The sequence below is a fragment of the Pseudomonas sp. 8AS genome (assembly GCF_902506505.1).
Lineage (GTDB): Bacteria > Pseudomonadota > Gammaproteobacteria > Pseudomonadales > Pseudomonadaceae > Aquipseudomonas.
Genome location: NZ_LR733406.1, coordinates 26708 through 52140, shown reverse-complemented (window position 1 = coordinate 52140; position 25433 = coordinate 26708). Strand labels below are relative to the sequence as shown.

The window sequence follows — 25433 nt, the reverse complement described above, 5'->3', positions numbered from 1 at the left end:
TCATGAATCTGTTTCGCACCTGCGCCGCGGTGTTGGCTCTGACCACTGGCCTGCTGGCTCTGCCGGCCCAGGCGGAAGTGACTCAACAGAACAGCAGCGGGGATCCGACATACACAGTCGAAACACCCAAGGGTTATGCCATGGCCGGTGACCTGATCATTGCCCGTCCGCTGCTGATCGCGGCCACGGTGATCGGTGCGGGCCTGTTCGTGATCAGCCTGCCGTTCACCGCGGCGGGCGGCAATATCGGCGAAGCCGGCAAGGCGCTGGTGGTCGAGCCGGGCGCTGCCGCCTTCGTGCGTTGCCTGGGCTGCACCGAGGTCGGCTACAAGAAGGACTGAGTCCTGCGTGGCAACAAGAAAGCCGGTCGAATGACCGGCTTTTTCGTTTGCGCCGGATTATTTCCACAGCTGCGCCTGGCCGATGCCGCGCGGGTCGCTGGCGGCCTCGACCCGGCCGTCGGCCTTGTGCCACAGCAGCACCTGCTGGTTGCCGTAGCGGCGTTCCAGCTTGTGCAGGCGGTAGCCGCGCATTTCCAGGCTGTGCACCTGCTCGGCGCTGAAGGCGCCCGGCTCATGTTCGAGCACATCCGGCTGGAACTGGTGGTGGTAGCGCGGGCTGGCCGGCCATTGCTGGATCGGCTTGCCGTCGAGGTAGTCGAGGATGGCCAGCAGCACCATGCTCGGGATGCGGCTGCCGCCCGGGGTGCCGAAGCTGGCCAGCTCCTCGGGGCTTTCGATAAAGGTCGGGCTCATGCTCGACAGCGGCCGCTTGCCGGCGGCGATGGCATTGGCCCGGCTGCCGCCGAGGCCGTAGGCGTTGTGGCCCTGCGGGTCGGCGGCGAAGTCGTCCATCTCGTTGTTCAGCAGCACGCCGGTGCCGGGCACGGTGAAGGCCGCGCCAAACGGCAGGTTGATCGACAGGGTCGCCGCCACCGCATTGCCGGCGCGATCCAGCACGGTGAAGTGGCTGGTGTGGTCGCCTTCGCGCCAGGCCGGTGCCGGTGGCAGGCTGCTGCTGGCGGTGGCGTTCTGCCGGTGGATGCCCTTGGCCAGCTGGTGCAGGTAATCCCGGGCGAGCAGTCTGGCCAGCGGGTTGCGCAGCTGGTCCGGGTCGCCGAGCAGGCCGCGGTCGCGGTAGGCGCGGCGCAGCACTTCCACCACGTAGTGACTGCGCTGCAGGGTGCCGGCCTTGCGCCAGGGCAGTTGCTGCAGCATGCCCAGGCTCTGCGCCAGGGCCACACCGCCGGCCGACGGCGGCGGCGCTGTGATCAGCTCGCGGTTGTCGGCCAGCGCATAGCGCAGCGGCTGGCGCTCGACCACCTTGTAGCTGGCCAGGTCGCGGTGGCTCCAGATGCCGCCGGCCGCCTTCACCCCGGCGACCAGTCGTCGCGCGGTGTCCCCCGAGTAGAAACCGGCGTGGCCGCCCTCGGCCAGACGTTCCAGGGTGCGCGCCAGCTCCGGCTGGCGCAGCAGGCCGTACTCGGCGGGAATACGCCCCTGTTCGAGGAAGATCCGCGCGCTTTCCCCGTCGGCCAGCAGGGCCTGCAGGCGCCATTCGGCGCGTTCGCGATAGACCCGGTCGATGCCCACGCCATCGCGTGCCAGGCGAATGGCTGGGGCCAGCGAGTCGCTCAGCGGCAGCTGGCCATAGCGTTCGGCCAGCACCACCAGGGCCGCCGGCAGGCCGGGGATGGCAGCGGCCAGGGCGCCGTTCAGCGACAGCTCGCGCTGCACCTGGCCGTTGCGCCGGTACAGCTCGGCATGGGCAGCCAATGGAGCGCGCTCGCGGGCATCGAGGAAGCGATAGCTTGGCCGTTCGCCGGCCTGGCGCAGGAGGAAGAAGCCGCCACCGCCGAGCCCCGAGCCGTAGGGCTCGACCACGGCCAGGGCGGCGCTGATGGCGACGGCCGCATCGAAGGCGTTGCCGCCCTGGGCCAAGGTTTCCAGGCCGGCGACGGTGGCGGCGGGGTGGGCGGTGGCGACGGCGGCCTGTTCGGGAGCGGTGGCGGCCTGGACGCCGAGCGCCCAGGCCAGTAGCAGGCAGGTGAGAAAGGCTTTGTTGAACATGCGAGTGATCGTCGAGCGGCCGCTGTGGACGACAAGCCTAGCGGAGTTGCGTCCGCTTGGGGCGCGGGCGATCAGGCCTTGCCGGTGATGATCCGGTACTTGTGCATCAGTTCGTCCTTGCTCTCGACGTTGTTCTCGTCGAGGGGGATGCAGTCCACCGGGCACACCTGCTGGCACTGCGGCTCGTCATAGTGGCCGACGCATTCGGTACACAGGTTGGGGTCGATCACGTAGATCTCCTCGCCCTGGGAAATGGCGCCGTTCGGGCACTCGGGTTCGCAGACATCGCAGTTGATGCAGTCGTCGGTGATTTTCAGGGACATGGAACAACTCCTGTCGGGCCGCGGGCCGCGACATTTACAGACATCGAGAAAAGGAATTGTGCCGGATTGGCGAGGCGGGCGCCATGCGCGGCAGTGCCGCGCATGGGCCATGAGTCACTGCTTGAAGCGGGCGGTCAGGGCGTCGGCCACTGCCGGGTGGACGAATTTGCTGATATCGCCGCCGAGGGCGGCGATTTCCCGGACCAGGGTCGAGGAAATGAAGGAGTACTTTTCCGACGGAGTGAGGAACAGGCTTTCCACGTCGGGGGCCAGCTGGCGGTTCATGTTGGCCAGCTGGAACTCGTATTCGAAGTCGGAGACCGCGCGCAGGCCGCGCAGGAACACGTTGGCGCCCTGCTCCTTGGCGAAGTGCGCGAGCAGGGTGGAGAAGCCGACGACCTCGACGTTGGGCAGGTGCTTGGTGACTTCGCGGGCCAGCTCGACCCGTTGTTCCAGGGGGAACAGCGGGTTCTTCTTCGGGCTGGCGGCCACGGCGATGATCACGCTGTCGAACAGGCGTGCGGCTCGCTCCACCAGGTCGCCATGGCCCTTGGTGATGGGGTCGAAGGTGCCTGGGTACAACACTCGATTCATCGCAACGTCCTATTCGGAGCGGTTAGGGTGCGCGGATGGTAGCGCAGCGGGGCCGTCAGGGCCAAGCCAGCCGGCCCAGCAGGGTGTGGCGCGGGCTGCCCGCAGGTGCCGGGCGAGTGCCGGCAGCCGGGGGCGGGCTCAGGCCTTGAGGCGCTCGGCCAGCAACGTGGCGAGCTTGGCGGTGAGGCCGTAGATCGACAGCTGCGGGTTGGCGCCGATGCTGGTGGGGAACAGCGAGCCGTCGTGGATCGACAGGTTCTCCAGCTGGTGATGCCGACCCAGGCTGTCGGTGACCGCCATGCGCGGGTCTTCGCCCATGGCGCAGCCGCCCATCACGTGGGCACTGCCCAGGCGGGTGCGGAACAGCTCCAGGCTCAGGCGGTCGATCAGCGTGCGGGCTTCGCTCAGGCTGTTCACATAGTCGGCGTCGGCGTGCAGCGGCAGCACGGCCCTGGCGCCGGCGGCGAACTGGATCTCGGCCATGCTGTGGAAGGCCCGGCGGATGCCGTCCCAGGTGTGGTCGGTCATGCGGTAGTCGAGCACCGGGGTGCCGTCGCCGCGCAGCTCCACCGTGCCTTCGGCGCTGTCCGGGTGGAAGCCGTCGCGCATCAGCGCCAGCATCACGTTGGTATGCGGCAGCTGTTCCATGCGCAGGGCGTTGTCGATGCCGTAGCGGCCGAGCAGGGTGGCGCTAATCGCCGGCTGCAGGGGTGGCACTTCCAGCTTGTAGGACATCCGTCCGGTGGCGCCGTCCGTCCACTGGAAGTGGTCGGAGTACACCGATTGCGGCGCGCCGTAGAAGGGGTTGATGACCTTGTCGAACTGCGCCGCGGAGAAGTTCACCAGGTGCAGAAAGGTGCGCTTGCCTGCGCGCTCGTGCGGGTCCGGCGCCTGCGAGCGCAGCAGCAGGGCCGGGGTGTTGATGCCGCCGCCGGCCAGCACGTAGTGGCGTGCCTTGACCATGATGCGCCGGCCGTTGGGCGCCACGCTGCGTTGGTCCATGCCCAGGCACTCCAGGCCGGCGACGCGCTCGCCGTCCAGCAGCAGGCGTTCGGCGCGGGCCAGGTAAAGCAGGCTGCCGCCCTTGTCCAGGGCCGCCGGGATGCTGGTGACCAGCATCGACTGCTTGGCGTTGACTGGGCAGCCCATGCCGCAATAGCCGAGGTTCCAGCAGCCGCGCACGTTGCGCGGGATCACGTGCCAGGCGTAGCCGAGCTGTTCGCAGCCGTCCTTGATCACCTGGTTGTTGGCGTTCGGTGGCATGGCCCAGGGCGCGACGCCCAGACGCTGTTCCATCTGTTCGAACCAGGGCGCCATCTCTTCGGCGCTGTGGCCCTTGACGCCGTGCGCCTCGGCCCAGTGTTGCAGGGTCGGTTCCGGGGTGCGGAAGCTGGAGGTCCAGTTGACCAGGGTGGTGCCACCCACGGCGCGGCCCTGCATGATGGTGATGGCGCCGTCCTTGCTCATGCGGCCGATGCCTTCCTGGTACAGCTGCGGGTAGGCGTCGGCCTCCTGCATCTTGAAGTCGCTGCTGGTCTTCAGCGGGCCTTCCTCGATCAGCAGCACCTTGAGCCCTGCGGCGCTGAGGATTTCGGCAGTGGTACCGCCGCCCGCGCCGCTGCCGACGATGGCGACGTCGGCTTCCAGCAGCAGGTCTTTTTCCAGGCGCGAGCCGTCGTAGGTGATCCAGCCTTTGGCCAGGCCTTCACGGAAAACATCGGGTGCGGGCATGTCGATTCTCTTGTTATAGGTGCGACGGCTTACAGCGCGTACTGGGGCGGGCCGGGGTAACCGCAATGGCCCCAGGACTCGGGGCGCGAATACCAGGCCATCTGCACCAGTTGCAGCAGCGAGGCGTGGCCCATGCGCAGCAGGCCCAGCGAGCTGTTCTGCCAGCGGTCGAGGAAGTGGCGGATATCGGCGGCGCTGGCATTCTCCCAGCTGCCCCAGATGCCGGTCAGCGGGCCGCGGGTAACGGCCATGGCCTGCACGTCGAACAGCTGCACGGTCAGCTTGAGCAGCTCCGGCGACAGGTAGCCGAGGTTGTGGTCGATGCTGAGCAAGGTGCCTTCGACGGCGGCCGGCATGCCAGCGGCGGGCACCGCGCCCTCCAGCACCACCGGAATCAGGGCGCGCAGGAACGGCATGTCGCTTGCGCGCAGCACCTGGAAACCGCTGGCCGGCATGCTGGCCGAGCAGCCGCTGAGGCTGGCGCCTACGCCAGCCGTGGCGAGGAAGGCCGTGCCGAACAGGCCGATCTTGAGCAGGCCGCGGCGCGACAGCTGCGGCGCGGCGAGAGAGGTGTCGTTCATTGTTGTTTTCACCTCGCTGGCTTAGCGCACGAACAGCTTGTTGATCAGCTTCTGGATGGCGGTGCCATACGGCGGGTAGATGAACTTGGCGGCGTTGAAGCGCTGCTTGATGAACACGCCCTTGGCCTTGCTGAAGGTGAGGAAGCCTTCGTGGCCGTGGTAGTGGCCCATGCCGGAGGGGCCGATGCCGCCGAACGGCATGTCGTCCTGGGCCACGTGCAGCAGGGTGTCGTTGAGGCACACGCCGCCGGAGTGGGTCTCGTGCAGCACGCGCTGCTGCTCGGCCTTGTCGTAGCCGAAGTAGTACAGGGCCAGCGGGCGCGGGCGGTCGTTGACGTAGGCGAAGGCGTCCTCGATGCGCTGGTACGGCACGATCGGCAGCAGCGGGCCGAAGATCTCGTCCTGCATCAGCTTCATGTCGTCGCTGACATTCAGCACCAGGCTGGGGCCCATGCGCCGGCCCTGGTCGTCGCCGAGCAGCGGGATGACCTGTGCGCCCTTGCTTTCGGCGTCGCTGACATAGCCCTTGAGGCGGCTCAGCTGGCGCTCGTTGATGATTGCGGTGTAGTCCGGGTTGTTCGCCAGTTGCGGGTAGAAGCGCTGCACCACGCCGCGGTAGGCGGCGATGAAGCCTTCCACGCGCTCCTGGGGCACCAGCACGTAGTCCGGTGCCACGCAGGTCTGCCCGGCGTTCATGGTCTTGCCGAAGGCGATGCGCTCGGCGGCGTCGGCCAGCGGCACGTCGGCACTGACGATGGCCGGCGACTTGCCGCCCAGCTCCAGGGTCACCGGCACCAGGTTGTCGGCGGCGGCGCGCATCACGTGCCGGCCTATGCTGGTGGCGCCGGTGAACACCAGGTGGTCGAAGGGCAGACGGGAGAAGGCCTGGCCGACCTCGGCTTCGCCCAGCACCACGCTGACCATGTCCTCGGGGAAGACCTTGGCCAGCAGGTCCTTGACCAGTTGCGAGGTGGCCGGAGTCGACTCGCTCATCTTGATCATCACCCGGTTGCCGGCGGCGAGGGCACCGATCAGCGGGCCGAAGGCCAGGTACAGCGGGTAGTTCCACGGCACTATCACCCCGACCACGCCCAGCGGCTGGTACACCACCTTGGCGCTGGCCGGCTGGAAGGCCACGCCGACGCTGCGCCGCGACGGTTTCATCCACTTGCCCAGGCGTTTGCTGGCGTAGTCGATGCCGTGCAGGCTGGGCATGATCTCGGCCAGCAGGGTTTCGTTGGCCGCGCGGTTGCTGAAATCACTGGAGACGGCGTCGATCAGTGCCTGCTGCTCGTCGAGGATCATCGACCGCAGGGCCTTGAGCCAGGCCCGGCGCTGTTCGGCGGCGGGCATCGGGTTGGCGCGGAAGGCCGCGCGCTGGGCGGCGAGCAGCGGCTCCAGCTGGTTGATCTGCTGCTGGTTCTGCTGCAGGTGGGCGATGTCGGCGACCATGGCGCGAAGTCCTCGGGAGGCGGAATGAAGCGGTGAGAGTTATTTCTAGAGTAATTGCTCTAAACTGTCAAACCGTTAATCCGGCAGTCGTCAGCGCGGGTGCTTTGCCTGTACGTTTGCCACTTCGCCAACCTTCGAGCCCCAGCATGGCCCCGAAAAACAAAACCCGCGAGCGCATCGTCGAAGCCAGCCTGGAGCTGTTCAACGCCCTGGGCGAGCGCAGCGTGACCACCAACCACCTGGCCGCGCACCTGGGCATGTCCCCCGGCAACCTGTACTACCACTTCCGCAACAAGCAGGCGATCATCGCCGAGCTGTTCGCCCAGTACGAAAGCCGCGTCGACAGCTTCCTGCGCCTGCCGCCGGGGCGGGTGCTGACGGTGGACGACAAGACCTTCTACCTCGAGGCCCTGCTGGCCTCGATGTGGCATTACCGCTTCCTCCATCGCGACCTCGAACACCTGCTGGAGGCCGACCCGCAGCTGGCCGAGCGCTACCGCGCCTTCGCCCAGCGCTGCATGGTCCAGGCCCAGGGCATCTACCAGGGCTTCGTCGATGCCGGCATCCTGCAGATGGCGCCGGCCCAGGTCGAGGCGCTGACCCTCAACAGCTGGATCATCATGACCTCCTGGGTGCGCTTCCTCTGCACCACCTACGGCAGCCATGGCGACCTCAGCCAGGACCTGCTGCGCCGCGGCATCTACCAGGTGCTGGCGCTGGAGGGCGGCTATGCCAGCGCGCAGGCGCGGCCGGCGATCGAGGCCCTGCAGCAGCGCCTGTTCGTGCCGCTGGACGGCCGTTTCGACGGTGCTGCTAGCTGACCCGGGTCATGCCTTCTCCTATCGAATAATGTGATACTGCGCACATTCCGGGGTGATCCCCGAACCGTTGTGGGATGTGCATGTCCGATACCTTGCCCCGTGTTGCCGTACTCCGCTGGGAGCCGGACGCACAGCCAGGCAGCGCCGTGGCCGTGTTTGCCAGCGTCGAGGCCCTGCTGGCGCAGCCGCCGTTCGATGTGCTGCTGCTCGACCTGCCCAGTGCCGATGCCGGGCAGGCCCTGCGCCGCCTGCGCCGTGCCGAGGCCTATCATTTCAGCCTGATCTACTGCACCCAGGAGCCCGATGCCTGGGGCCAGGCCCTGGGCGACGGCAAGGCGCCGCCCAACCTGGCGCTGCTGGAGCCGCTGTGGCGCCTGTGGCGCGAGCGGCTGGCGCTGTTCAACCGCGGGCGTGCGCCCGAGCGCCTGGAGAGCCGCGTGCTGGCCTGGCTGTGGTTGCGCCCCAAGGCGCAGTTGCGTGCCCTGGGCGACGCCGCCTGTGCCCAGCACTACCGCTACCCCCTGGTCGAGGCACTGGCCGGCGACGAAGGATTCAATGCCCACGGCTGGCTGCAGCTGATGCTGCAGAAGGACTGGCTGGAGGCCGCCAAGCTGCTGGACCGGGTGCGCCTGTGCGGCGGCTGCGGCTCCGGCCGCCTGAACTACGTGGACGTCTGCCCGGAATGCCACGCCCTGGACATCGTCCGCCAGCCGTCCCTGCACTGTTTCACCTGCGGCCATGTCGGCGCCCAGGAGGAATTCCTCAAGGATGGCGTGCTGATCTGCCCGAACTGCTACAGCCGCCTGCGGCATATCGGCAGCGACTACGACCGGCCGCTGGAGAACTATCGCTGCCGCGCCTGCCAGGCCTTCTTCGTCGATTCGGCGGTGGATGCGCGCTGCCTCGATTGCGGCATGGTGCACAGCCCCGATCGCCTGCGGGTGCGCGAGGTACGGCATTACCAGCTCTCGGAAAGCGGGCGCCTGCGCTGTCGCCAGGGCCTGGAAGGCAGCAGCGCGGCGGACGCCTATTTCCAGCGCCTGAACCTGACGGGCGAGGCGGGCTTCCATGAGCTGCTCGGCTGGCAGCTGGCGCTGGTCAGGCGCTACGGCGAGCCCGGCTTCTCCCTGCTGGGCCTGCGCGTGGACAACCTCGACCAGATGTTTGCCGAGCTGGGCGAGATGCGCGGCCATGCGCTGATCGATGCGCTGGTCGAGCGGGTCCAGCAGATCATCCGCGATACCGACCGCTGCACGCGCAGCAGCGAGGATGTGCTGTGGATGCTCCTGCCGCGCACTCCGGCGGCCGGCCTGCAGCGCCTGCAGGAGCGTCTGCTGGAGGGCGCGCAGCGGGTCCAGAACGATGCCCAGCAGCAGATCAACCTGCGCATGGTCGGCTTCACCGCCCCGGAGGACGTGCAGGCCGAGGAGGATGCGCCGCTGCTGCTGGCGCGCCTGGCCACGGGGTTGAACTGAACCATGGATTTCCTCGGGCAGCTGGTCGATCTGCTTACCGCCTTGAGTGCGCCGGACGGTCTGTCACGGCTGTTCCTCATGCTGTTCCCGTTCTTCCTGCTGTTCGAGCTGCCGCTCAACCTGCTGGTGATGCTCGGCGTGCTGCGCTGGTTCGCCCGCCAGCGCAGCGCGGTGCCGTATAACTCGCTGTACCGGCCGCGGGTATCCTGCATCATCACCTGCTACAGCGAAGGCATGGACGTGCAGAAGACCCTGCTCAGCCTGTGCGAGCAGACCTACCCGGGGTCTATCGAGATCGTGCCGGTGGTCGATGGCGCGGCGGCCAACCAGGAAACCCTGGAGGCGGTGCGCAGTTTCAGGCTCGATCCGCAGCGCTACCCGCGCCGTCACCTGCGGCCGATCGCCAAGTGGCAGCGCGGCGGCCGGGTGTCTTCGCTGAACGCCGGGCTGGCGCTGTGCTCGGGGGAGATCATCCTGGTGCATGACGGCGATACCTCCTTCGACAACAACATGGTCAGCGCCATGGTGCGGCACTTCGAGGACCCCGACGTGCCGGCGGTGGCCGGCAGCCTGCGCGTGCGCAACGTCTGGGCCTCGCTGACCACGGCGGTGCAGGCCCTGGAGTACCTGCTGTCGATCCACATGGCGAAGATCGGCCTCGGCGAATGGAACCTGGTCAACAACGTCTCCGGTGCGTTCGGCGCGTTTCGCCGCAGCTTCATCGAGCGTGCCGGCGGCTGGGATACCCACACGGCTGAAGACCTGGACATCACCCTGCGCATCAAGAGCTACTTCGGCCGCTACCGCAACCTGCGCATTCCCTTCGAGCCGGAAGCCATCGGCCATACCGATGCGCCGGTGACCTTTCGCCAGTTCCTCATGCAGCGCCTGCGCTGGGACGGCGACCTGCTGTTCCTCTATGTGCGCAAGCACCCGGCCAGCATCACGCCGCGCCTGATGGGCTGGGGCAACTTCATCATGACCCTGGTCAGCGGCTTCTTCTTCCAGCTGGTGCTGCCCTTCATCATCCTCGGCTACAGCCTGTTCGCCCTGCTGGTGCTGCCCTGGGAGACCCTGGCCCTGCTGGGCGCCCTGGTCTACCTGCTGTACCTGCTGATCACCCTGCTGCTCTACCTGTGCATGCTGGGACTGATTTCCGAGCGGCCCCGGGAGGATCTGCGCCTGGCGGTGCTGGTGCCGATCTTCCCGCTGTTCATGTTCGTCATGCGCTGCTGGAGTGCGGTGGCCATGCTCAACGAGCTATTCCGTCGTGGTCACGAGGAAACCAGCATGGCGCCCTGGTGGGTCATCAAGAAGGCAACGAGGTTCTGAGATGCGGGCGGTTTGGCTGACGACTTTGCTTTTGCTGAGCCTGCCGCTGGCGGCGCAGCCCCTGCCCCTGGCGCACCTGCTGCAACGCCTCGAGGACGGCCCGGCGCTGCAGCAGGCCGTGCAGCAGGTGCAGGCGGCGCAGGCCGAACAGGCGCTGCGCGAGGCCGAGCAGGGCTGGAGCCTGTTCGGCAGTGCCAGCACAGGCGACTACCGCGACCTGGACACCGTCGGCGGGGCGGAAACCTACGACGATTACGTCGGCCAGGACTACCAGCTGGGCCTGCGCTACCCGCTGCTGGGCAGCCTCAAGCGCCAGGTCGAGGCGGTCAACCGCAGCCGCTCGGCGGTGCAGCAGCAACAGCTGCAGCTGGCTCTGCAGCAGGCCGAGCAACGCCTGCTGCTGCGCGGCGCCTATGCCGACTGGTGGGCGGCGCAGGCCGTGCACCAGTGGTGTGGGGAGTTGCAGGCGGTGGCCGGCGCCGCGCAGGCCGGCCTGGAGGCGCGCTGGCGTGCCGGCTGGCTGCGCACCTCGGCGGCGCAGGACAGCCGCAATGCCTGGCGGGCCCTGCAGCGCCGGTGCAGCGACAGCGCCGCGCAGCAGGCCGAGGCCCAGGCCATGCTCGCGCTGCTGGTGCCCGTGCCTGTCGGCGCCAGCGCCCAGGCCGACGCGCTGGCCAGCCAGCCGCAGGGGCTCGAGGCCTGGCGCGCTGCGCTGACCCGTCATCCGCGCCTGAGCCAGCGCGAGCAGGCCCTGCAGCTGGCCGAGGCGCAGCGCGACAGCCGCTGGTACGACAGCGTCGACTCCAGCTTCAGCCTGGCCCAGTCCCTGCAGGACCGTAACGACTACCGGCGCAATGGCGATGGCCTGGTGGCCAGCCTGGCCTTTACCATGCCCTTCGACCTGCTCGGTGCCGACCAGGCCCGCCAGCGCCTGGGCGAGGCCAACTACCAGGCGGCGCAGCAGGCCCTGGCCGCCGAGCGCCAGCAGTTGCAGTTCAGCGCACTCAAGGGCCTGCGCGCCTACCGGCAAAGCCTCGACGCGCTGCAGGCCAGCCTGGAGCAGGTGCCCCAGGCCGAGCAGCTGTGGCGCGAGCGCCAGGCGCGGCGCAGCGTCGATGGCGAGGAGGGGCTGCTGGCCCTGCTCGACGCGCAGCGTGGCTATCAGGCGGCGCTGCTCGGGCGGATCCAGGCCTGGCATGCCGCCTGGCTGCGCGAGGCCGAGTTGCGCCTGCTGCTGGACGATCAGGCCGGGCTCGGCCAGCTGCTGGGTGGCGGCCGTCTGCACTGGCCGCAGCAGGGCGGCGCCGCGGCGGCCTGGGACCAGGGCGTGTATATCTGGGACAGCCGCGCCCTGCTCGATCCGCAGCGGCGCACGGCCGAACTGCAGCGCCTGCAACGCAGCGGCATGGGCCAGCTGTATGTCGGCCTGACGGCGGCCCAGGTGCGCGCCGAGGACGACACCGAGCCGGCGCTGGCGGCGTTGCTGCAGGCCGCCGAACCGCTGGGCTTGCGGGTCAGCCTGCTGCTTGGCGAGCCGAGCTGGATCACCGCGCAGGGCCGGCCCGAGCTGCTGCGCCTGCTGCAGCGTTACCGCCAGCTGCCGTTTGCCGGCCTGCACCTGGACCTGGAAGTCGAGCAGCTGGGCTGGCCGGTGCCGCCCGAGCGCCTGCAGCAGTGGCTGGATACCCTGGCCGTGGTGGCCGGGCACAGCCCCTGGCCGCTGGCGATCTCCAGCCATCCACGCTGGTTCGACGCGCCGGCTGCCGGTGCGCCCTGCGTCCCCTGCGGCCTGGAACAGGTCGGGCCGATCAGCCTGATGATCTACCAGCGTGACCCGCAGCGCAGCGCCGAGGCGGCCAGGGCCATCGCCGCCCGCTGGCCGCGGCTGCGCTTTCGCCTGGCGCAGAGCGTCGAACAGGAACTGGACGGCAGCCTGAGCTGGAAAGGCGCCAGCGCCGCGCAACTGCAAACCCAGGTGGCGGCCTGGCAGCCCGAGCTGTCAGCCGCCGGGCTTGCCGGCATCGACTGGCAGGACTGGCAGGACTACCCGCACTAGGAATGGCCATGAAGATTCGCTTTACCGGTGACAAGGAACGCAATCCCACCCAGGAGGCCGGCCTCAAGGTGCTCTATGCGCCGGGCAAGCGCATGGCCTTCCGCCTGCGCTGGTACCTGATCCTGCTGCTGATCAGCAGCCCGCTGCTGTGGTTCTTCGGCCAGCTGGGCGTCGGCTACCTGCGGGTCGAGGCGCCGGCGCAGATCCAGCTGCCGCTGGTCGAACTGCGTGCCCGCGAGGCCGGCACGGTGGCCGAGCTGCCGGTCAAGGCCGGCGATCACGTGCAGCGCGGCCAGCTGCTGCTGCGCCTGGACAACCCCGAGTGGCGCCTGCGCATCCAGCAGCTGCAGCCCGGCGAAGTGCCGGCCGCCGCCTCGGCACCGAGCCAGGCGCTGCAGTTGCAGCAGCGCGCCATCGACCTGGCCCGCCAGCGGGTCGGCCAGCTCCAGGCGCTGCTGGCCCAGGGCGCGGCCACCCGTGGCGAGCTGCTCGCCGCCCAGGCCGAGTTGAATGGCCAGCAGCAGGCCCTGCTCGACCTTGAGGCGCGCCAGCGCACCCAGCGCAGCCAGGCCGAGGGTGATCCGCTGCAGCTGCTGCGCGAGGACCGCGAGCGGCAGTGGCTGCAGTCGCGCCTGGACGGTTTGCAGTTCACGGCCGGTGAAGAAGGCAGGGTCGCCGAGGTGCTGGTCAGCGCCGGCGAGAATGTCGGCCCCGGCACCCTGCTGATGCGCCTGGAGCGCTCCGCCGAGCCGTTGCTGCTGATCTACCTGGAGCCGCGCCACGCCGCCTATGCCACGCCTGGGCACGGCCTGGAGGTGCGCATGCCGGATGGCAGCTGGCAGGCTGCGCGCGTGCTGCAGGCGGCCGACAGCGCGCGACGCCTGCCGGCGGGCATGCAGAAACCGTTTACCGTCAGCCAGATGGGCCTGCTGGTGCCGGCCGAGTTCGACCAGCCGCTGCCGCCACTGTGGCGGGTCGACCAGCTGCCGCTGAAGGTGCGTTTTCCCCACGACTGGTCGCGGTTCGTCGGGCTCTAATCGGGGAGGGCGGCTCCTGCAGCGGGAGCTGCTGGTGCTGTCGCGGTGCGCCTCAGCCTGACGGGTTGAGCCCGTGCAGCCACTGCGGAATGCGCCGCTCCAGGTAGTAGTCCGGTTGCGCCGGCGAGCCGCCGATGAAGCCGACGTGGCCGCCGCGGGCGTGCAGTTCCAGGCGGGTGCTGGCCGACAGCTCGTGGGCCCGGGGCACGCTGTGGCGAAACACGAAGGGGTCGTCGCCGGCCTGGATGATCAGGGCGGGCGTGCGGATCTGCTCCAGGTAGAAGCGGCTGGAAGCGCGCCGGTAGTAGTCGGCGGCGTCGGCATAGCCGTGCAGCGGTGCGGTGAAGCGGCCGTCGAAGTCCCAGAAGGTGCGCATGCCGTGCAGCGGGCCCAGGCGCTCCAGGGTGGCCAGGCGCTCGTGCTGGCCTTCCTGGCTGAAGCGCTGCTGCTTGTCGCGCACGTACGCGATCAATTCGCGCATGAAGTGCGCCTGGTAGACCTTGGAAAAGCCCTGGTCGATGCGCTCGGCACAGTGGTCCAGGCGAAACGGCACCGAGACCGCCACCGCCGCCTGCAGGCCGGAGTCTGCGCCGCTTTCGCCCAGGTACTTGAGCAGCACATTGCCGCCCAGCGAATAGCCCACCGCATGCAGCGGCGCCTGCGGGCGCCGGGCCTGCAGGTGGCGGACCACCCGCGCCAGGTCTTCGCTGACGCCCGAGTGATAGCCGCGCGGCAGCAGGTTGGGTTCGCCCGAGCAGCCGCGCCAGTTCAGCGCCACGCTGGCCCAGCCGCGGGCGGCGAGCTGCTGTTGCAGGCCGAGCACGTAGTGCGAGCTGGACGAGCCGGTCAGCCCGTGCAGCACCAGCACCAGCGGCGCACTGGCCGGGTGCGGGTCATGCCAGTCGAGGTCGAGAAAGTCGCCGTCTTCCAGCCACAGGCGTTCACGCGTGCGCTCGAGTTGCGGCGCGCTGCGGCACAGCGAGCCCCACAGGGTCTGCAGGTGCGGATTGCGCAGCCACCAGGCGGCGTGGAAGGAGTTGGGCATGACGGGCTCTACAACAACAGGGCTCATGAATTCAGGCTAGAACCTGGGCGCGCTAAAGAGAAGGACTATGCATGGATTGAATGCAGCGCTCTGGCACTCGCTCTGGCCCGGCATCTATGTCTTAAGAGATATGGTCAAGTCGCCGGCAGTGGTTACAGTGCAGGTTGTGCTTTCGCTCAACTTTTTTGCCCTCAGGAATGCCATGCGATGAATATCACCCAGTTTGCCGATTTGCTCAGTGCTGCCCGGGGGCAGGCGGAGCCCCAGCGTCTGTTGTTCGTGTTCGTCGCCGCGCAATTGCCGGAGGATGCCACGGAGGCGGAGCGCCAGCGTTTTCAGGAGGGCCAGGGCGGTTCGCTGCAGCCGGTGCTGTGCGTCGACAAGTTGCCGGAGGAAATCGACGATTTCGCCGCCCTGCTGGGCGAGTCCGGGCGTACCGGCATCGCCTGGGATCTGCTGTTTGCCGCGGGCCTGTCCGGACGTGGCGGCATCGCGCCGAGCGCCGACGAGGCCGAGCAGCCGCTGAAGATGATGGTGGGGGCCATCGAGAGCGGCAGCATCGGCAACTTCCTGGCCTTCGACCGGGACGGCCAGGCGGTCGCCTTCTACTGAGTGGCGCCGCGCTGCCACAGCGCGTAATACACCTGGCCGGCCTTCTGTTCGCGGTGCAGGCGCCAGTTGCCGGGCAGGGCCAGGGTCGAGGGCGCCGCCTCGCTTTCGGTGTAGATCCAGGCGTCCCTGGCCAGCCAGCCTTTGCCTTCGAGCAGGGCGCAGGCCGGCTCCAGCAGGTCCTGGCCGAACGGCGGGTCGAGGAAGACCAGGTCGTAGGGCGTTGCCGGCTGGGCTTCCAGGTACTGCAGGGCGTTGGTCTGCAGCAGCTGGCCGTTCGTGCATTTCAGTGTGGCCAGGGTCTGCCGCAGGCTGGCGATGGCGCTGCTGTTGCTGTCCAGGGCCAGGGCGCTGCTGGCGCCGCGCGACAGGGCCTCCAGGTACAGCGCGCCGCTGCCGGTGAAGCAGTCCAGCACCAGGGCGCCGGCGACATAGGGCGCCAGCCAGTTGAACAGCGTCTCGCGCACCCGGTTCGGCGTCGGGCGCAGGCCGTGGGCCATGGGGAAGCTGAACTGGCGGCTGCGCCACTCGCCGCCGATGATGCGCAGCTGGCCGCTGGCGGCCGGTTCGGGTTTCTTGCTGGGCTTGCGCATCAGTGCTCCGGGATGCCGGCGGGTGGCGCGGCAGGTTTGTCGGTGGGGGGCGGCAGGTCTTGCTGCGCCACGCTCGGGCCGGCGGTGACGATCACCAGGGCCTGCGGGTCGAGGTGCTTGGCCATGGCGGTTTTCACCTGCTCGACACTGAGACTCTGCACCTGGGCCATGTAGTCTTCCAGATAGGTCAGCGGCAGGTCGTAGAAGCCCATGGCGCCGAGCTGGCCGACGATATCGGCGTTGCTCGCGGTGGACAGCGGGAAGCTGCCGGCCATTTCGCGCTTGGCGTCGTCCAGCTCCTTCTGCGTCGGGCCGTTGGCCAGGTAGTCGGCGAGGATGTCCTGCACCAGCTTGAGGGTGCCCGCGCTCAGCTCGGCGCGGGTCTGCAGGTTGACCATGAACGGCCCGCGCGCCTGCATGGCGCTGAAGCCGGAATACACGCCGTAGGTCAGCCCGCGCTTCTCGCGCACTTCCTCCATCAGCCGGGTGCCGAAGCCGCCGCCACCGAGGATCTGGTTGCCCAGGGTCAGGGCGGCGTAGTCCGGGTTGCGCCGGTCGATGCCGAGCTGGGCGAGCAGCAGGTGAGTCTGCTGCGAGGGGAACTCGATGTGACTGAGGCCGGGCTTGGGCGTCTCGGGCTGAGCGATCTTGGCCAGCGCCGGGCCCTTGGGCAGGGCGGCGGAGACTTCGCCGGCGATGGCTTCGGCTTCGCCGCGGGAGAGGTCGCCGACCAGGGCGATCACCACGTTGCCGGCGGCGTAGGCCTTTTGGTGGAAGGCGCGCAGCTGGGCGGTGCTGATGCTCGGGACGGACTGCTCGGTGCCTTCGCTGGGGTGGGCGTAGGGGTGGCTGCCGTACAGGCGCTCGAACAGCTGGATGCTGGCCAGCTTGCCCGGGTTCTGCTTCTGGTATTCGAAGCCGGCCAGCAGCTGGTTCTTGATCCGCGCCAGGGAGTCCTCGGGGAAGCTCGGCTGGCCGATCACCTGTTCGAACAGTTCAAGCGCCGGCTCACGCTGCGACGGGGCGCTGAGGCTGCGCAGGCTGGCGATGGCCATGTCGCGGAAGGCGCCGTTGCCGAACTCGGCGCCCAGGCTCTCGAAGCCTTCGGCGATGGCGGTGACGTCCTTGCCCGGCACGCCCTCGTTGAGCATGCCGTTGGTCAGTGCGGCCAGGCCGGGTACGCCGTTGTCCTGGCTGCTGCCGGCGGCGAAGGTCAGGCGCAGGTCGAACATCGGCAGCTGGCGCGCCTCGACGAACAGCACCCTGGCGCCTTCGGCGGTCTGCCAGGTCTGGATCTCCAGGTTGCGCCGGCTGAGGGCCTGGCCATTGAGGCCGGCCAGGGATTGCAGCTGGGCGCTTTCGGCGGCCGGCGCGGGCGCCTGGGCGCTGCGGCTGGCAATGAAGGTCAGCAGGCCGACCAGCAGCAGGGTGATGAGACCGACGATGGCGTAACGCATACCGTTGCGTTCACTCATGGCTGGGCTCCTTCAATGGCGGCTTGCTCGGGTAGTACATGGGCCACGCTCAGGCGGGTGCGGGTGAAGTAGGTCTGTGCGGCCTTCTGGATGTCGGCGGCGGTCACCGCTTCCAGGGCGGCGAGGTCCTGGTCCATCAGGGTCCAGGACAGGCCGACGGTTTCCAGTTCGCCGATGGTGGTGGCCTGGCTGGTGATCGAGTCGCGCTCGTAGACCAGGCCGGCGATCACCTGGGCGCGTACCCGTTGCAGTTCCTCGGCGCTCGGCGGGTTGTGCTTGAGGTCGTCGAGCTGGCGCCACAGGCCGTCTTCCACCTGCTCCAGGGTCTTGCCTTTCTGCACGTTGGGGGTGGCACTGAGGATGAACAGGCTGTCGCCACGGGCGAAGGCGTCGTACCAGGACGACGCGCCGGACACCAGCTCCTCGCCGCGCTCCAGGCGGGTCGGCAGGCGGCCGCTGTAGCCGCCGTCGAGCAGGGCGCTGATCAGGCGCAGGGCGTGCACCTCGCGCACGTCCGCGGCAGTAGCCATGCCGGGCACGTTGAACGCGTAGAGCAGGCTCGGCAGCTGGGTCTTCACGTGTAGCTTGAGGCGCCGCTCGCCGGGTTCGGCCAGCTCGCGCGGGGCCTTGGCCGCCGGCACGGGACGCTGGGGAATGGCGCCGAAGTAGCGTTCGGCCAGCTGCTGCACCTCGTCCTTGCCGACATCGCCGACCACCACCAGGGTGGCGTTGTTCGGCACGTACCAGGTCTGGTACCAGGCGCGCAGTTCCTCGACGCTCATGCGCTCGAGGTCGGCCATCCAGCCGATGGTCGGCGTGTGGTAGCCGCTGGCGGGGTAGGCCATCGCCTTGAAGCGCTCGTAGGCCAGGGCGCTGGGCTTGTCGTCGGTGCGCAGGCGGCGCTCTTCCTTGATCACCTCGATCTCGCGGGCGAACTCGTCGGCCGGCAGCTTGAGGCTGGCCAGGCGGTCGGCCTCCAGCTCGAAGGCCACGGCCAGGCGATCACGCGACAGCACCTGGTAATAGGCGGTGTAGTCGTCGCTGGTGAAGGCGTTTTCCTCGGCGCCGAGCTCGCGCAGGATGCGCGAGGCCTCGCCGGGGCCGAGCTTGCGGCTGCCCTTGAACATCATGTGTTCGAGGGCGTGGGACAGGCCGGTCTGCCCGGGCGTCTCGTAGCTGGAGCCGACCTTGTACCAGAGCTGGGAGACCACCACGGGGGCACGGTGGTCCTCGCGGACCACGACCTTGAGGCCGTTGGCCAGTTTGAACTCGTGGGTCGGTTGGCTTTCGGCGGCGTGCAGGGCCGGTGGCGCGCACAAGACAGTCAATAGCAGGCCGGCGCAGCGGCGGGCGAGTCGATTCATTGATTCGGGACCTGTCGGACAGCCCGGGCGGTCGTACCGCCGGCGGGCGAAGAGGTGCTAGGATACCCCATCCTTTTCCGGGGCGGCGCGGTGGCTGTTGCAGCCTGTTGCGCGGCTCATTTGAGATACAAACGACCCATGTTTGGTTCCAACGACGACAAGAAGTCGCCAGCCCCGGCTGGCAAGGCTCCGGCCGAGGCCGGGGAGAAGAAATCGCTGTTCGGCTGGCTGCGCAAGAAGCCGCAGGATGAGCCGACGCCGGCGGCGCCTGCCGCGACTACGGAAGAGACTACGGCACCCGCTGTGCCCGTCGAAGTGACGAGTGCGTCGACTGCGCCTGTCGTCGAGCCTGTAGCCCCGACTGTGCCGCTCGAGGCCGCTGCAGCACCGGTTGCCGCGCCAGCAGCGGTGGAGGTCGCCGCCGTGCCGCCCGCGGCACCTGTCGAACTGCAGGCCGTCACTCCCCAGGTTGAGCCCGTTGCAGCGCCTGTGCCGGTCGAAGTCGTCCCCGCCCCGGTTGCCGAGGTGCCGGCCAGCATTGCGCCTGAACCGAGTGTCGCCGCCGCCGCGCCTGTTGCTCCAGCCTCCACGCCAGTCGCCGCCGCTGCTCCCGCCGCCGGCGAGCCAGCCCGGCCGGCCTTCTCGCGCTTCCGTATCAATGCCGGCGCCGAAGTCACCCATGCCGTGCACGAGCCGGTAGCCGAAGTCGTGCTGCCGGTCGAGCCCGAGCCGGCACCGCAGCTGGAACAGAACAAGCCCGGTGACAACCAGGGCGGCTGGTTCGCCCGGCTCAAGCAGGGTCTGTCGAAGACCAGCGCCAGCCTAGGCGAGGGCATGGCCAGCCTGTTCCTCGGCAAGAAGGCGATCGACGACGACCTGCTCGACGAACTGGAAACCCGCCTGCTGCTGGCCGACGTCGGCGTCGAGGCGACCACCGCCATCGTGCAGAGCCTGACCAAGCGCGTGGCGCGCAAGGAACTGGCCGACAGCGATGCGCTGTACAAGGCGCTGCAGGAAGAGCTGGCCGGCCTGCTGGCGCCGGTGGAGAAGCCGCTGCTGGTCGACAGCGGCAAGCAGCCCTACGTGATCCTGGTGGTCGGCGTGAACGGGGTGGGCAAGACCACCACCATCGGCAAGCTGGCCAAGAAGCTGCAGGGCGAGGGCAAGAAGGTCATGCTGGCCGCCGGCGACACCTTCCGCGCCGCTGCCGTCGAGCAGCTGCAGGTGTGGGGTGAGCGCAACAACATCGCGGTGATCGCCCAGCACACCGGCGCCGACTCTGCCTCGGTGATCTTCGATGCGGTGCAAGCGGCCAAGGCCCGCGGCATCGACGTGCTGATCGCCGACACGGCCGGGCGCCTGCACACCAAAGACAACCTGATGGAAGAACTGAAGAAGGTCGGCCGGGTGATCGGCAAGCTGGACGAGACGGCGCCCCACGAAGTGCTGCTGGTGCTGGACGCCGGCACCGGGCAGAACGCCATCAACCAGACCAAGCAGTTCCACCAGACCGTGGCCCTCACCGGCCTGGCCCTGACCAAGCTGGACGGCACCGCCAAGGGCGGGGTGATCTTCGCCCTGGCCAAGCAGTTCGGCTTGCCGATCCGCTATATCGGCGTCGGCGAAGGCATCGACGACCTGCGCACCTTCGTCGCGCAGGACTTCGTCCAGGCCCTGTTTGCGGAGAAGGAGCGCGCATGATTCGCTTTGAGCAGGTCGGCAAGCGGTATCCCAACGGCCATGTCGGGTTGCACGAACTGAGTTTCCGCGTGCGCCGCGGCGAGTTCCTCTTCGTCACCGGCCACTCCGGCGCCGGCAAGTCGACCCTGCTGCGCCTGCTGCTGGCGATGGAGCGGCCGACCACCGGCAAGCTGCTGCTGGCCGGGCAGGACCTGTCGACCATCACCAATGCACAGATTCCCTTCCTGCGCCGGCAGATCGGCGTGGTGTTCCAGAACCACCAGCTGCTGTTCGACCGCAGCGTGTTCAACAACGTCGCCCTGCCGCTGCAGATCCTCGGCCTGTCCAAGGAGGAGATCAGCAAGCGCGTCGGCGCCGCCCTGGAACGCGTCAGCCTGAGCGACAAGGCCGAGCAGTCGCCGGCCGACCTGTCCACCGGCCAGCAGCAGCGCGTCGGCATCGCCCGTGCCGTGGTGCACCGCCCGGCCCTGCTGCTGGCGGACGAACCCACCGGCAACCTCGATCCGCGCCTGGCAGCCGAGATCATGGGCGTGTTCGAAGACATCAACCGCCTGGGCACCACGGTGCTGATCGCCAGCCACGACCTGTCGCTGATCGCGCGCATGCGCCACCGCATGCTGACCCTGCAACGCGGCCGCCTGATCGGCGACGGAGAGGCCAGCTGATGAGCGAACAACGCAACCCCAAGGCCGCCGAACGGGTCGGTGCGGTCAAGGCCAAGGCCGATAAACCGGTCGATCATGGCCCGGATTTCGCCACCCTGCTGCACGCCTGGCTGGAAAGCCACCGCAGCAGCCTGCTCGACAGCCTGCGCCGCCTGGCTCGCCAGCCGATCGGCAGCTTCTTCACCTGTCTGGTGATGGCGATTGCCCTGTCCCTGCCGATGGGCCTGTCGCTGCTGCTGGACAACGTCGAGCGCCTCGGCGGCTCCTGGCAGCGCGCCGCGCAGATTTCCCTGTACCTGCAGCTGGAGACCAGCGATGCCGCCGGCCAGCAGCTGCGCGACGAGATCGCCGGCATGGGCGATGTGGCCAGTGCCGAGTGGATCAGCCGCGAACAGGCCCTGGCCGACTTCCAGCAGCAGTCCGGCCTCGGCGAGGCCCTGCGCGAGCTGCCGGACAATCCGCTGCCCGGCGTGGTGGTGGTGACGCCCAGGGAAGTCGACAAGCCGACCCTGGAAGCGCTGCGCCAGAACCTCTCGGAAATGCCCGGGGTGCAGCAGGCGCAGCTCGACCTGCAGTGGGTCGAGCGCCTGTCGGCGATCCTCAAGCTCGGCCAGCACTTCGTCTTCGGCCTGACCCTGCTGCTGGTGCTGGCCCTGCTCCTGGTGATCGGCAATACCATCCGCCTGCATATCGAGAACCGCCGCAGCGAGATCGAGGTGATCAAGCTGGTCGGTGGCACCGATGGCTACGTGCGTCGGCCCTTCCTCTATATGGGGGCGCTGTATGGCGTCGGCGCCGGCCTGCTGGCCTGGGCCGTGCTGGCCTTCGGCCTGGACTGGCTGAACGCCGCGGTGGTGCGCCTGGCCGGGCTGTACGGCAGCGACTTCGCCCTGGCCGGAGTGCCGGCCGACGATGCCCTGTCGCTGCTGCTCGGCGCCGTGCTGTTGGGCTATATTGGCGCCTGGCTGGCCGTCGCCCGACACCTGAGTGAACTTGCGCCAAGATAGTAAGTTGTTGTTTTTATTGTATTTCTTAGACTGTAAGGGAACTTTTCCAGGGTCTTGCAGTCACAGGCCGCAGTGCTAAACTGCTGGCCGCTTTGAAAGTTGGAGGTTTTTCATGACCACAGCCCTGCAACCTGTCCATGCCCTGGTTCCCGGTGCAAACCTGGAGGCCTACGTGCACGCGGTGAACAGCATTCCCTTGCTGACCCCCGAGCAGGAGCGCGAGCTGGCCGGCAGCCTCTTCTATCATCAGGATCTCGAGGCCGCCCGGCAGATGGTGTTGGCCCACCTGCGCTTCGTCGTGCATATCGCTCGCAGCTACTCCGGTTACGGCCTGGCCCAGGCCGACCTGATCCAGGAAGGCAACGTCGGCCTGATGAAGGCGGTCAAGCGCTTCAACCCGGAAATGGGCGTGCGCCTGGTGTCCTTCGCGGTGCACTGGATCAAGGCCGAGATCCACGAATTCATCCTGCGCAACTGGCGCATCGTCAAGGTCGCCACCACCAAGGCGCAGCGCAAGCTGTTCTTCAACCTGCGCAGCCAGAAGAAGCGTCTGGCCTGGCTGAGCAACGATGAAGTGCACGCCGTGGCCGAGAGCCTGGGCGTCGAGGCGCGCGAAGTGCGCGAGATGGAAAGCCGCCTGTCGGGCCACGACATGGCCTTCGACCCGGCTGCCGATGACGATGACGACAGCGCCTTCCAGTCGCCGGCGCATTACTTGGAAGACCATCGCTACGACCCGGCCCGCCAGCTGGAAGACGCCGACTGGAGCGACAGTTCCAGTGCCGGCCTGCACGAAGCCCTGGAAGGCCTGGACGAGCGCAGCCGCGACATCCTCTACCAGCGCTGGCTGGCCGAGGAAAAGGCCACCCTGCATGACCTGGCGGCCAAGTACAACGTCTCCGCCGAGCGTATCCGTCAGCTGGAGAAGAACGCCATGAACAAGCTGAAAGGCTCGATTCAGGCTTAAGTACTGTGCTTCGAGAAAGCCGCACCCAGGTGCGGCTTTTTTCTGCCCGGTTTTTCTGTTGAGGGTTGCGCGCGCCGCACTGCATGTTCTGGCCGCTTGATGCCTACACCTGGGGGCGTGCGTCGTGCGCACCGCAGACCCGCGCGGGGTTGGCGGTGCGCCGGTGCGCCTTAGGCAGGGCCACGGCGCCTCAGCGATCAGCTCTGTGGAATCTGCGCCTCAGGGGCGTGGCAGCCACTGCGGCCACCAGTCCGGCAGCGGCCGGGCGATCTGGTTGAGGTAGTGGCTGCCGCCCAGCTGGTAGCTCTGCTGGCGGATCCAGTTGGCCCGGCGGCTCACGTGCGGCCCCGGGCGGCGCGGGTTCCAGGCGCGCGGGTTGGGCAGCACGGCGGCCAGCAGGCTGGCCTGCTGGCGTGACAGGTAGGGCGCGCCGCGGCCGAAGTGGTGGCGTGCGGCGGCTTCCGCGCCGAACACGCCGTCGCCCCATTCGACGCTGTTGAGGTACAGCTCGAGAATCCGCTGCTTCGGCCAGAGCAGCTCGATCAGGCCGGTGAACCAGGCCTCCAGGGCCTTGCGCGGCCAGCTGCGGCCGGACCAGAGAAACAGGTTCTTCGCCACCTGCTGGCTGATGGTGCTGGCGCCGCGCAGGGTGCCGCCGTTGCCGTTGTGCGCCAAGGCCTGCTGGATGGCGGCCAGGTCGAAGCCCCAGTGCTCGGCGAACTTCTGGTCCTCGGCGGCGATCACCGCGATCTTCAGGTCGTCCGGTAGTTCCTGCCAGGGGCGCCAGCTGCGCTGCAGGTCGATCGGCTGGCCGTCGATCCAGGACTCGATCTTGCGCTCGACCATCAGCGCCGTGCCCGGCGGATCGATCCAGCGCAGGGCGAGCACCAGCAGCGCCGAACCGACGGCGAACCAGAGCAGCAGTGTGGACAGGCGGCGAAACAGGCGACGGAGCATGGGCTGGCTTGGCCGAAGGGAGTGGGCGGGCCATTATAGCGGCCGCATTGGGTTTGACCGGGAGTGAATCATGTCACGAGTCTTTCTGTTGTTGGCGGCCTTCGCCGGTTTTACCGGGGTGGCGCTGGGGGCTTTCGCCGCCCACGGCCTGAAGGCGCGCCTGAGCGCCGAGTACCTGGCGGTGTTCCAGACCGGCGTGCATTACCAGCTGATCCACGCGCTGGCCCTGTTCGGTGTGGCGCTGCTGCTGCAACGCCTGCCGAGCGGCCTGCTGCAGGCGGCCGGCAGCATGTTCGCCCTGGGCATTGTGCTGTTCTCCGGCAGCCTCTATCTGCTGACCCTCAGCGGTATCGGCAAGCTCGGCATGATCACCCCGCTGGGTGGTCTGGCCTTTCTCGCCGGCTGGCTGTGCCTGGGCCTGGCGGCCTGGCGTGCGGCCTGACCTGCGGCCGATAGCGGGGCGGTTGGCGGCGCTATCATGCAGATGAATGGCGTCCTTTTACCTTGGTCACTGTCGGTGATCGGGCTAGAATGCCGACCCTTTCATGTTTTGACTGCCCAGCCATGTTTATCCAGTTGAACGGCGAATCTTTCGAACTGCCCGCTGGCGCAACCGTCGCCGAGCTGCTCGTGCGCATGCAACTGACCGGCAAGCGGGTGGCAGTCGAACTCAACCTGGACATAGTGCCGCGCAGCCAGCATGCCGCCACGGTCCTGCACGACGGCGACCAGCTGGAAGTCGTCCACGCCATCGGCGGCGGCTAGTCCGCCCGCGAGGAGTTGCCATGAGCGCCATCATCGACAAGCCATTCACCCTGGCCGGGCGTACCTACGAGTCGCGCCTGCTGGTGGGCACCGGCAAGTACAAGGATCTCGAGGAAACCCGCCTGGCCATCGAGGCCTCGGGCGCCGAGATCGTCACCGTGGCCGTGCGCCGGACCAATATCGGGCAGAACCCGGGCGAGCCCAACCTGCTCGACGTGATCGACCCCAAGCGCTACACCATCCTGCCCAATACCGCCGGCTGCTATGACGCCGCCGAAGCCGTGCGCACCTGCCGCCTGGCCCGCGAGCTGCTCGACGGCCACCAGCTGGTCAAGCTGGAAGTGCTGGCCGACCAGAAGACCCTGTTCCCCAACGTGATCGAGACCCTCAAGGCCGCCGAAGTGCTGGTCAAGGACGGCTTCGACGTGATGGTGTACACCAGCGACGACCCGATCATCGCCCGCCAGCTGGCCGAGATGGGCTGCATCGCGGTGATGCCGCTGGCCGGCCTGATCGGCACCGGCCTGGGCATCTGCAACCCCTACAACCTGCGCATCATCCTCGAAGAGGCCAAGGTGCCGGTGCTGGTGGATGCCGGCGTGGGCACCGCATCCGACGCCACCATCGCCATGGAACTGGGCTGCGAGGCGGTGCTGATGAACAGCGCCATCGCCCATGCGCAGAACCCGGTGCTGATGGGCGCGGCGATGAAGCACGCGATCATCGCCGGACGCATGGCCTACCTGGCCGGGCGCATGCCGAAGAAGCTCTATGCCAGCGCCTCGTCGCCGCTGGATGGCCTGATCAAGTAAGA

At 68.3% G+C, this 25433-nt stretch carries 25 protein-coding genes; 14 read left to right on the top strand and 11 right to left on the bottom strand.

Going from position 1 to position 25433, the window contains the following annotated elements; translation table 11 throughout:
- Positions 1 to 2: 2 nt before the first annotated feature.
- Positions 3 to 341 (top strand): multidrug transporter, encoded by a 339-nt coding sequence (locus GV001_RS00235; RefSeq protein ID WP_160076967.1) that lies wholly within the window; start codon positions 3 to 5, stop codon positions 339 to 341.
- Positions 342 to 398: 57 nt separating this feature from the next.
- Here the strand turns inward: GV001_RS00235 and ggt are convergent, their stop codons facing one another.
- The 6 genes from ggt to GV001_RS00205 form a co-directional block, all read right to left on the bottom strand.
- On the bottom strand, positions 399 to 2069 hold the full coding sequence (gene ggt / locus GV001_RS00230) for a gamma-glutamyltransferase (protein ID WP_160076965.1): 1671 nt from the start codon (positions 2067 to 2069) through the stop codon (positions 399 to 401).
- A 71-nt stretch (positions 2070 to 2140) separates the two neighbouring features.
- Positions 2141 to 2392 carry a YfhL family 4Fe-4S dicluster ferredoxin gene (locus GV001_RS00225; protein WP_160076963.1) on the bottom strand — a complete coding sequence of 84 codons (252 nt, stop codon included), beginning with the start codon at positions 2390 to 2392 and terminating at the stop codon, positions 2141 to 2143.
- 114 nt (positions 2393 to 2506) lie between these two features.
- Positions 2507 to 2986 (bottom strand): pantetheine-phosphate adenylyltransferase, encoded by a 480-nt coding sequence (gene coaD / locus GV001_RS00220; RefSeq protein ID WP_160076961.1) that lies wholly within the window; start codon positions 2984 to 2986, stop codon positions 2507 to 2509.
- A 138-nt stretch (positions 2987 to 3124) separates the two neighbouring features.
- Positions 3125 to 4717, bottom strand: a complete 1593-nt coding sequence (locus GV001_RS00215; protein WP_160076959.1) for a GMC family oxidoreductase — start codon at positions 4715 to 4717, stop codon at positions 3125 to 3127.
- Between the two features lie 29 nt (positions 4718 to 4746).
- Positions 4747 to 5298, bottom strand: coding sequence for a twin-arginine translocation pathway signal protein (locus GV001_RS00210; protein ID WP_160076957.1), 552 nt, complete (start codon positions 5296 to 5298; stop codon positions 4747 to 4749).
- Between the two features lie 21 nt (positions 5299 to 5319).
- Complete coding sequence (locus GV001_RS00205; protein WP_160076955.1) at positions 5320 to 6750, bottom strand: coniferyl aldehyde dehydrogenase; 1431 nt, start codon at positions 6748 to 6750, stop codon at positions 5320 to 5322.
- 146 nt (positions 6751 to 6896) lie between these two features.
- On the opposite strand from GV001_RS00205, the gene GV001_RS00200 reads away from it, so the two are divergent.
- From GV001_RS00200 to GV001_RS00180, 5 genes are all read left to right on the top strand, one after another.
- On the top strand, positions 6897 to 7571 hold the full coding sequence (locus GV001_RS00200) for a TetR/AcrR family transcriptional regulator (RefSeq protein WP_160076953.1): 675 nt from the start codon (positions 6897 to 6899) through the stop codon (positions 7569 to 7571).
- A gap of 80 nt (positions 7572 to 7651) precedes the next feature.
- Positions 7652 to 9046, top strand: coding sequence for a diguanylate cyclase domain-containing protein (locus GV001_RS00195; RefSeq protein ID WP_160076951.1), 1395 nt, complete (start codon positions 7652 to 7654; stop codon positions 9044 to 9046).
- A gap of 3 nt (positions 9047 to 9049) precedes the next feature.
- The gene (locus GV001_RS00190) at positions 9050 to 10378 is read left to right on the top strand and encodes a glycosyltransferase family 2 protein (protein ID WP_160076942.1); all 1329 of its coding nucleotides are present in this window, start codon (positions 9050 to 9052) and stop codon (positions 10376 to 10378) included.
- A 1-nt stretch (position 10379) separates the two neighbouring features.
- Positions 10380 to 12434: a TolC family protein gene (locus GV001_RS00185; protein WP_160076940.1), complete on the top strand. Its 2055-nt coding sequence runs from the start codon at positions 10380 to 10382 to the stop codon at positions 12432 to 12434.
- A gap of 8 nt (positions 12435 to 12442) precedes the next feature.
- Positions 12443 to 13471 (top strand): HlyD family secretion protein, encoded by a 1029-nt coding sequence (locus GV001_RS00180; RefSeq protein WP_160076938.1) that lies wholly within the window; start codon positions 12443 to 12445, stop codon positions 13469 to 13471.
- A 52-nt stretch (positions 13472 to 13523) separates the two neighbouring features.
- Here the strand turns inward: GV001_RS00180 and GV001_RS00175 are convergent, their stop codons facing one another.
- The gene (locus tag GV001_RS00175; protein WP_160076936.1) at positions 13524 to 14516 is read right to left on the bottom strand and encodes a hydrolase; all 993 of its coding nucleotides are present in this window, start codon (positions 14514 to 14516) and stop codon (positions 13524 to 13526) included.
- Positions 14517 to 14723: 207 nt separating this feature from the next.
- Here GV001_RS00175 and GV001_RS00170 point away from each other — a divergent pair, with 207 nt between their 5' ends.
- Positions 14724 to 15128: a ribonucleotide reductase subunit alpha gene (locus tag GV001_RS00170; protein ID WP_160076934.1), complete on the top strand. Its 405-nt coding sequence runs from the start codon at positions 14724 to 14726 to the stop codon at positions 15126 to 15128.
- Here GV001_RS00170 and rsmD read toward each other — a convergent pair.
- Genes rsmD through GV001_RS00155 form a run of 3 tightly spaced genes read right to left on the bottom strand, consistent with a single transcriptional unit; the run spans position 15122 to position 18557 of the window.
- On the bottom strand, positions 15122 to 15718 hold the full coding sequence (rsmD, locus tag GV001_RS00165; protein ID WP_160076932.1) for a 16S rRNA (guanine(966)-N(2))-methyltransferase RsmD: 597 nt from the start codon (positions 15716 to 15718) through the stop codon (positions 15122 to 15124). The two genes, GV001_RS00170 and rsmD, sit on opposite strands and share 7 nt — an antisense overlap.
- Positions 15718 to 17193: a pitrilysin family protein gene (locus GV001_RS00160; RefSeq protein WP_160076930.1), complete on the bottom strand. Its 1476-nt coding sequence runs from the start codon at positions 17191 to 17193 to the stop codon at positions 15718 to 15720. Before GV001_RS00160 ends, rsmD begins: the two co-directional genes overlap by 1 nt.
- Complete coding sequence (locus tag GV001_RS00155; RefSeq protein ID WP_160076928.1) at positions 17190 to 18557, bottom strand: pitrilysin family protein; 1368 nt, start codon at positions 18555 to 18557, stop codon at positions 17190 to 17192. Before GV001_RS00155 ends, GV001_RS00160 begins: the two co-directional genes overlap by 4 nt.
- 138 nt (positions 18558 to 18695) lie before the next feature.
- On the opposite strand from GV001_RS00155, the gene ftsY reads away from it, so the two are divergent.
- From ftsY to rpoH, 4 genes are all read left to right on the top strand, one after another.
- Positions 18696 to 20258, top strand: a complete 1563-nt coding sequence (ftsY, locus tag GV001_RS00150; protein ID WP_160076926.1) for a signal recognition particle-docking protein FtsY — start codon at positions 18696 to 18698, stop codon at positions 20256 to 20258.
- Positions 20255 to 20923 carry a cell division ATP-binding protein FtsE gene (gene ftsE, locus GV001_RS00145; RefSeq protein WP_160076924.1) on the top strand — a complete coding sequence of 223 codons (669 nt, stop codon included), beginning with the start codon at positions 20255 to 20257 and terminating at the stop codon, positions 20921 to 20923. The genes ftsY and ftsE overlap by 4 nt, the downstream gene beginning before the upstream one ends.
- Positions 20923 to 21930, top strand: a complete 1008-nt coding sequence (ftsX, locus tag GV001_RS00140; RefSeq protein WP_160076922.1) for a permease-like cell division protein FtsX — start codon at positions 20923 to 20925, stop codon at positions 21928 to 21930. The genes ftsE and ftsX overlap by 1 nt, the downstream gene beginning before the upstream one ends.
- Before the next feature lie 112 nt (positions 21931 to 22042).
- Positions 22043 to 22897, top strand: a complete 855-nt coding sequence (gene rpoH, locus GV001_RS00135) for an RNA polymerase sigma factor RpoH (protein WP_160076920.1) — start codon at positions 22043 to 22045, stop codon at positions 22895 to 22897.
- Between the two features lie 219 nt (positions 22898 to 23116).
- Here rpoH and mtgA read toward each other — a convergent pair whose 3' ends face one another.
- Positions 23117 to 23854, bottom strand: coding sequence for a monofunctional biosynthetic peptidoglycan transglycosylase (mtgA, locus tag GV001_RS00130; RefSeq protein ID WP_160076918.1), 738 nt, complete (start codon positions 23852 to 23854; stop codon positions 23117 to 23119).
- A 70-nt stretch (positions 23855 to 23924) separates the two neighbouring features.
- On the opposite strand from mtgA, the gene GV001_RS00125 reads away from it, so the two are divergent.
- The 3 genes from GV001_RS00125 (at position 23925) to GV001_RS00115 (ending at position 25431) form a co-directional block, all read left to right on the top strand.
- The gene (locus tag GV001_RS00125; RefSeq protein WP_160076917.1) at positions 23925 to 24296 is read left to right on the top strand and encodes a DUF423 domain-containing protein; all 372 of its coding nucleotides are present in this window, start codon (positions 23925 to 23927) and stop codon (positions 24294 to 24296) included.
- Between the two features lie 122 nt (positions 24297 to 24418).
- Positions 24419 to 24619: a sulfur carrier protein ThiS gene (gene thiS / locus GV001_RS00120; protein ID WP_160076915.1), complete on the top strand. Its 201-nt coding sequence runs from the start codon at positions 24419 to 24421 to the stop codon at positions 24617 to 24619.
- A 20-nt stretch (positions 24620 to 24639) separates the two neighbouring features.
- Positions 24640 to 25431: a thiazole synthase gene (locus tag GV001_RS00115; protein WP_160076913.1), complete on the top strand. Its 792-nt coding sequence runs from the start codon at positions 24640 to 24642 to the stop codon at positions 25429 to 25431.
- Positions 25432 to 25433: the final 2 nt, after the last annotated feature.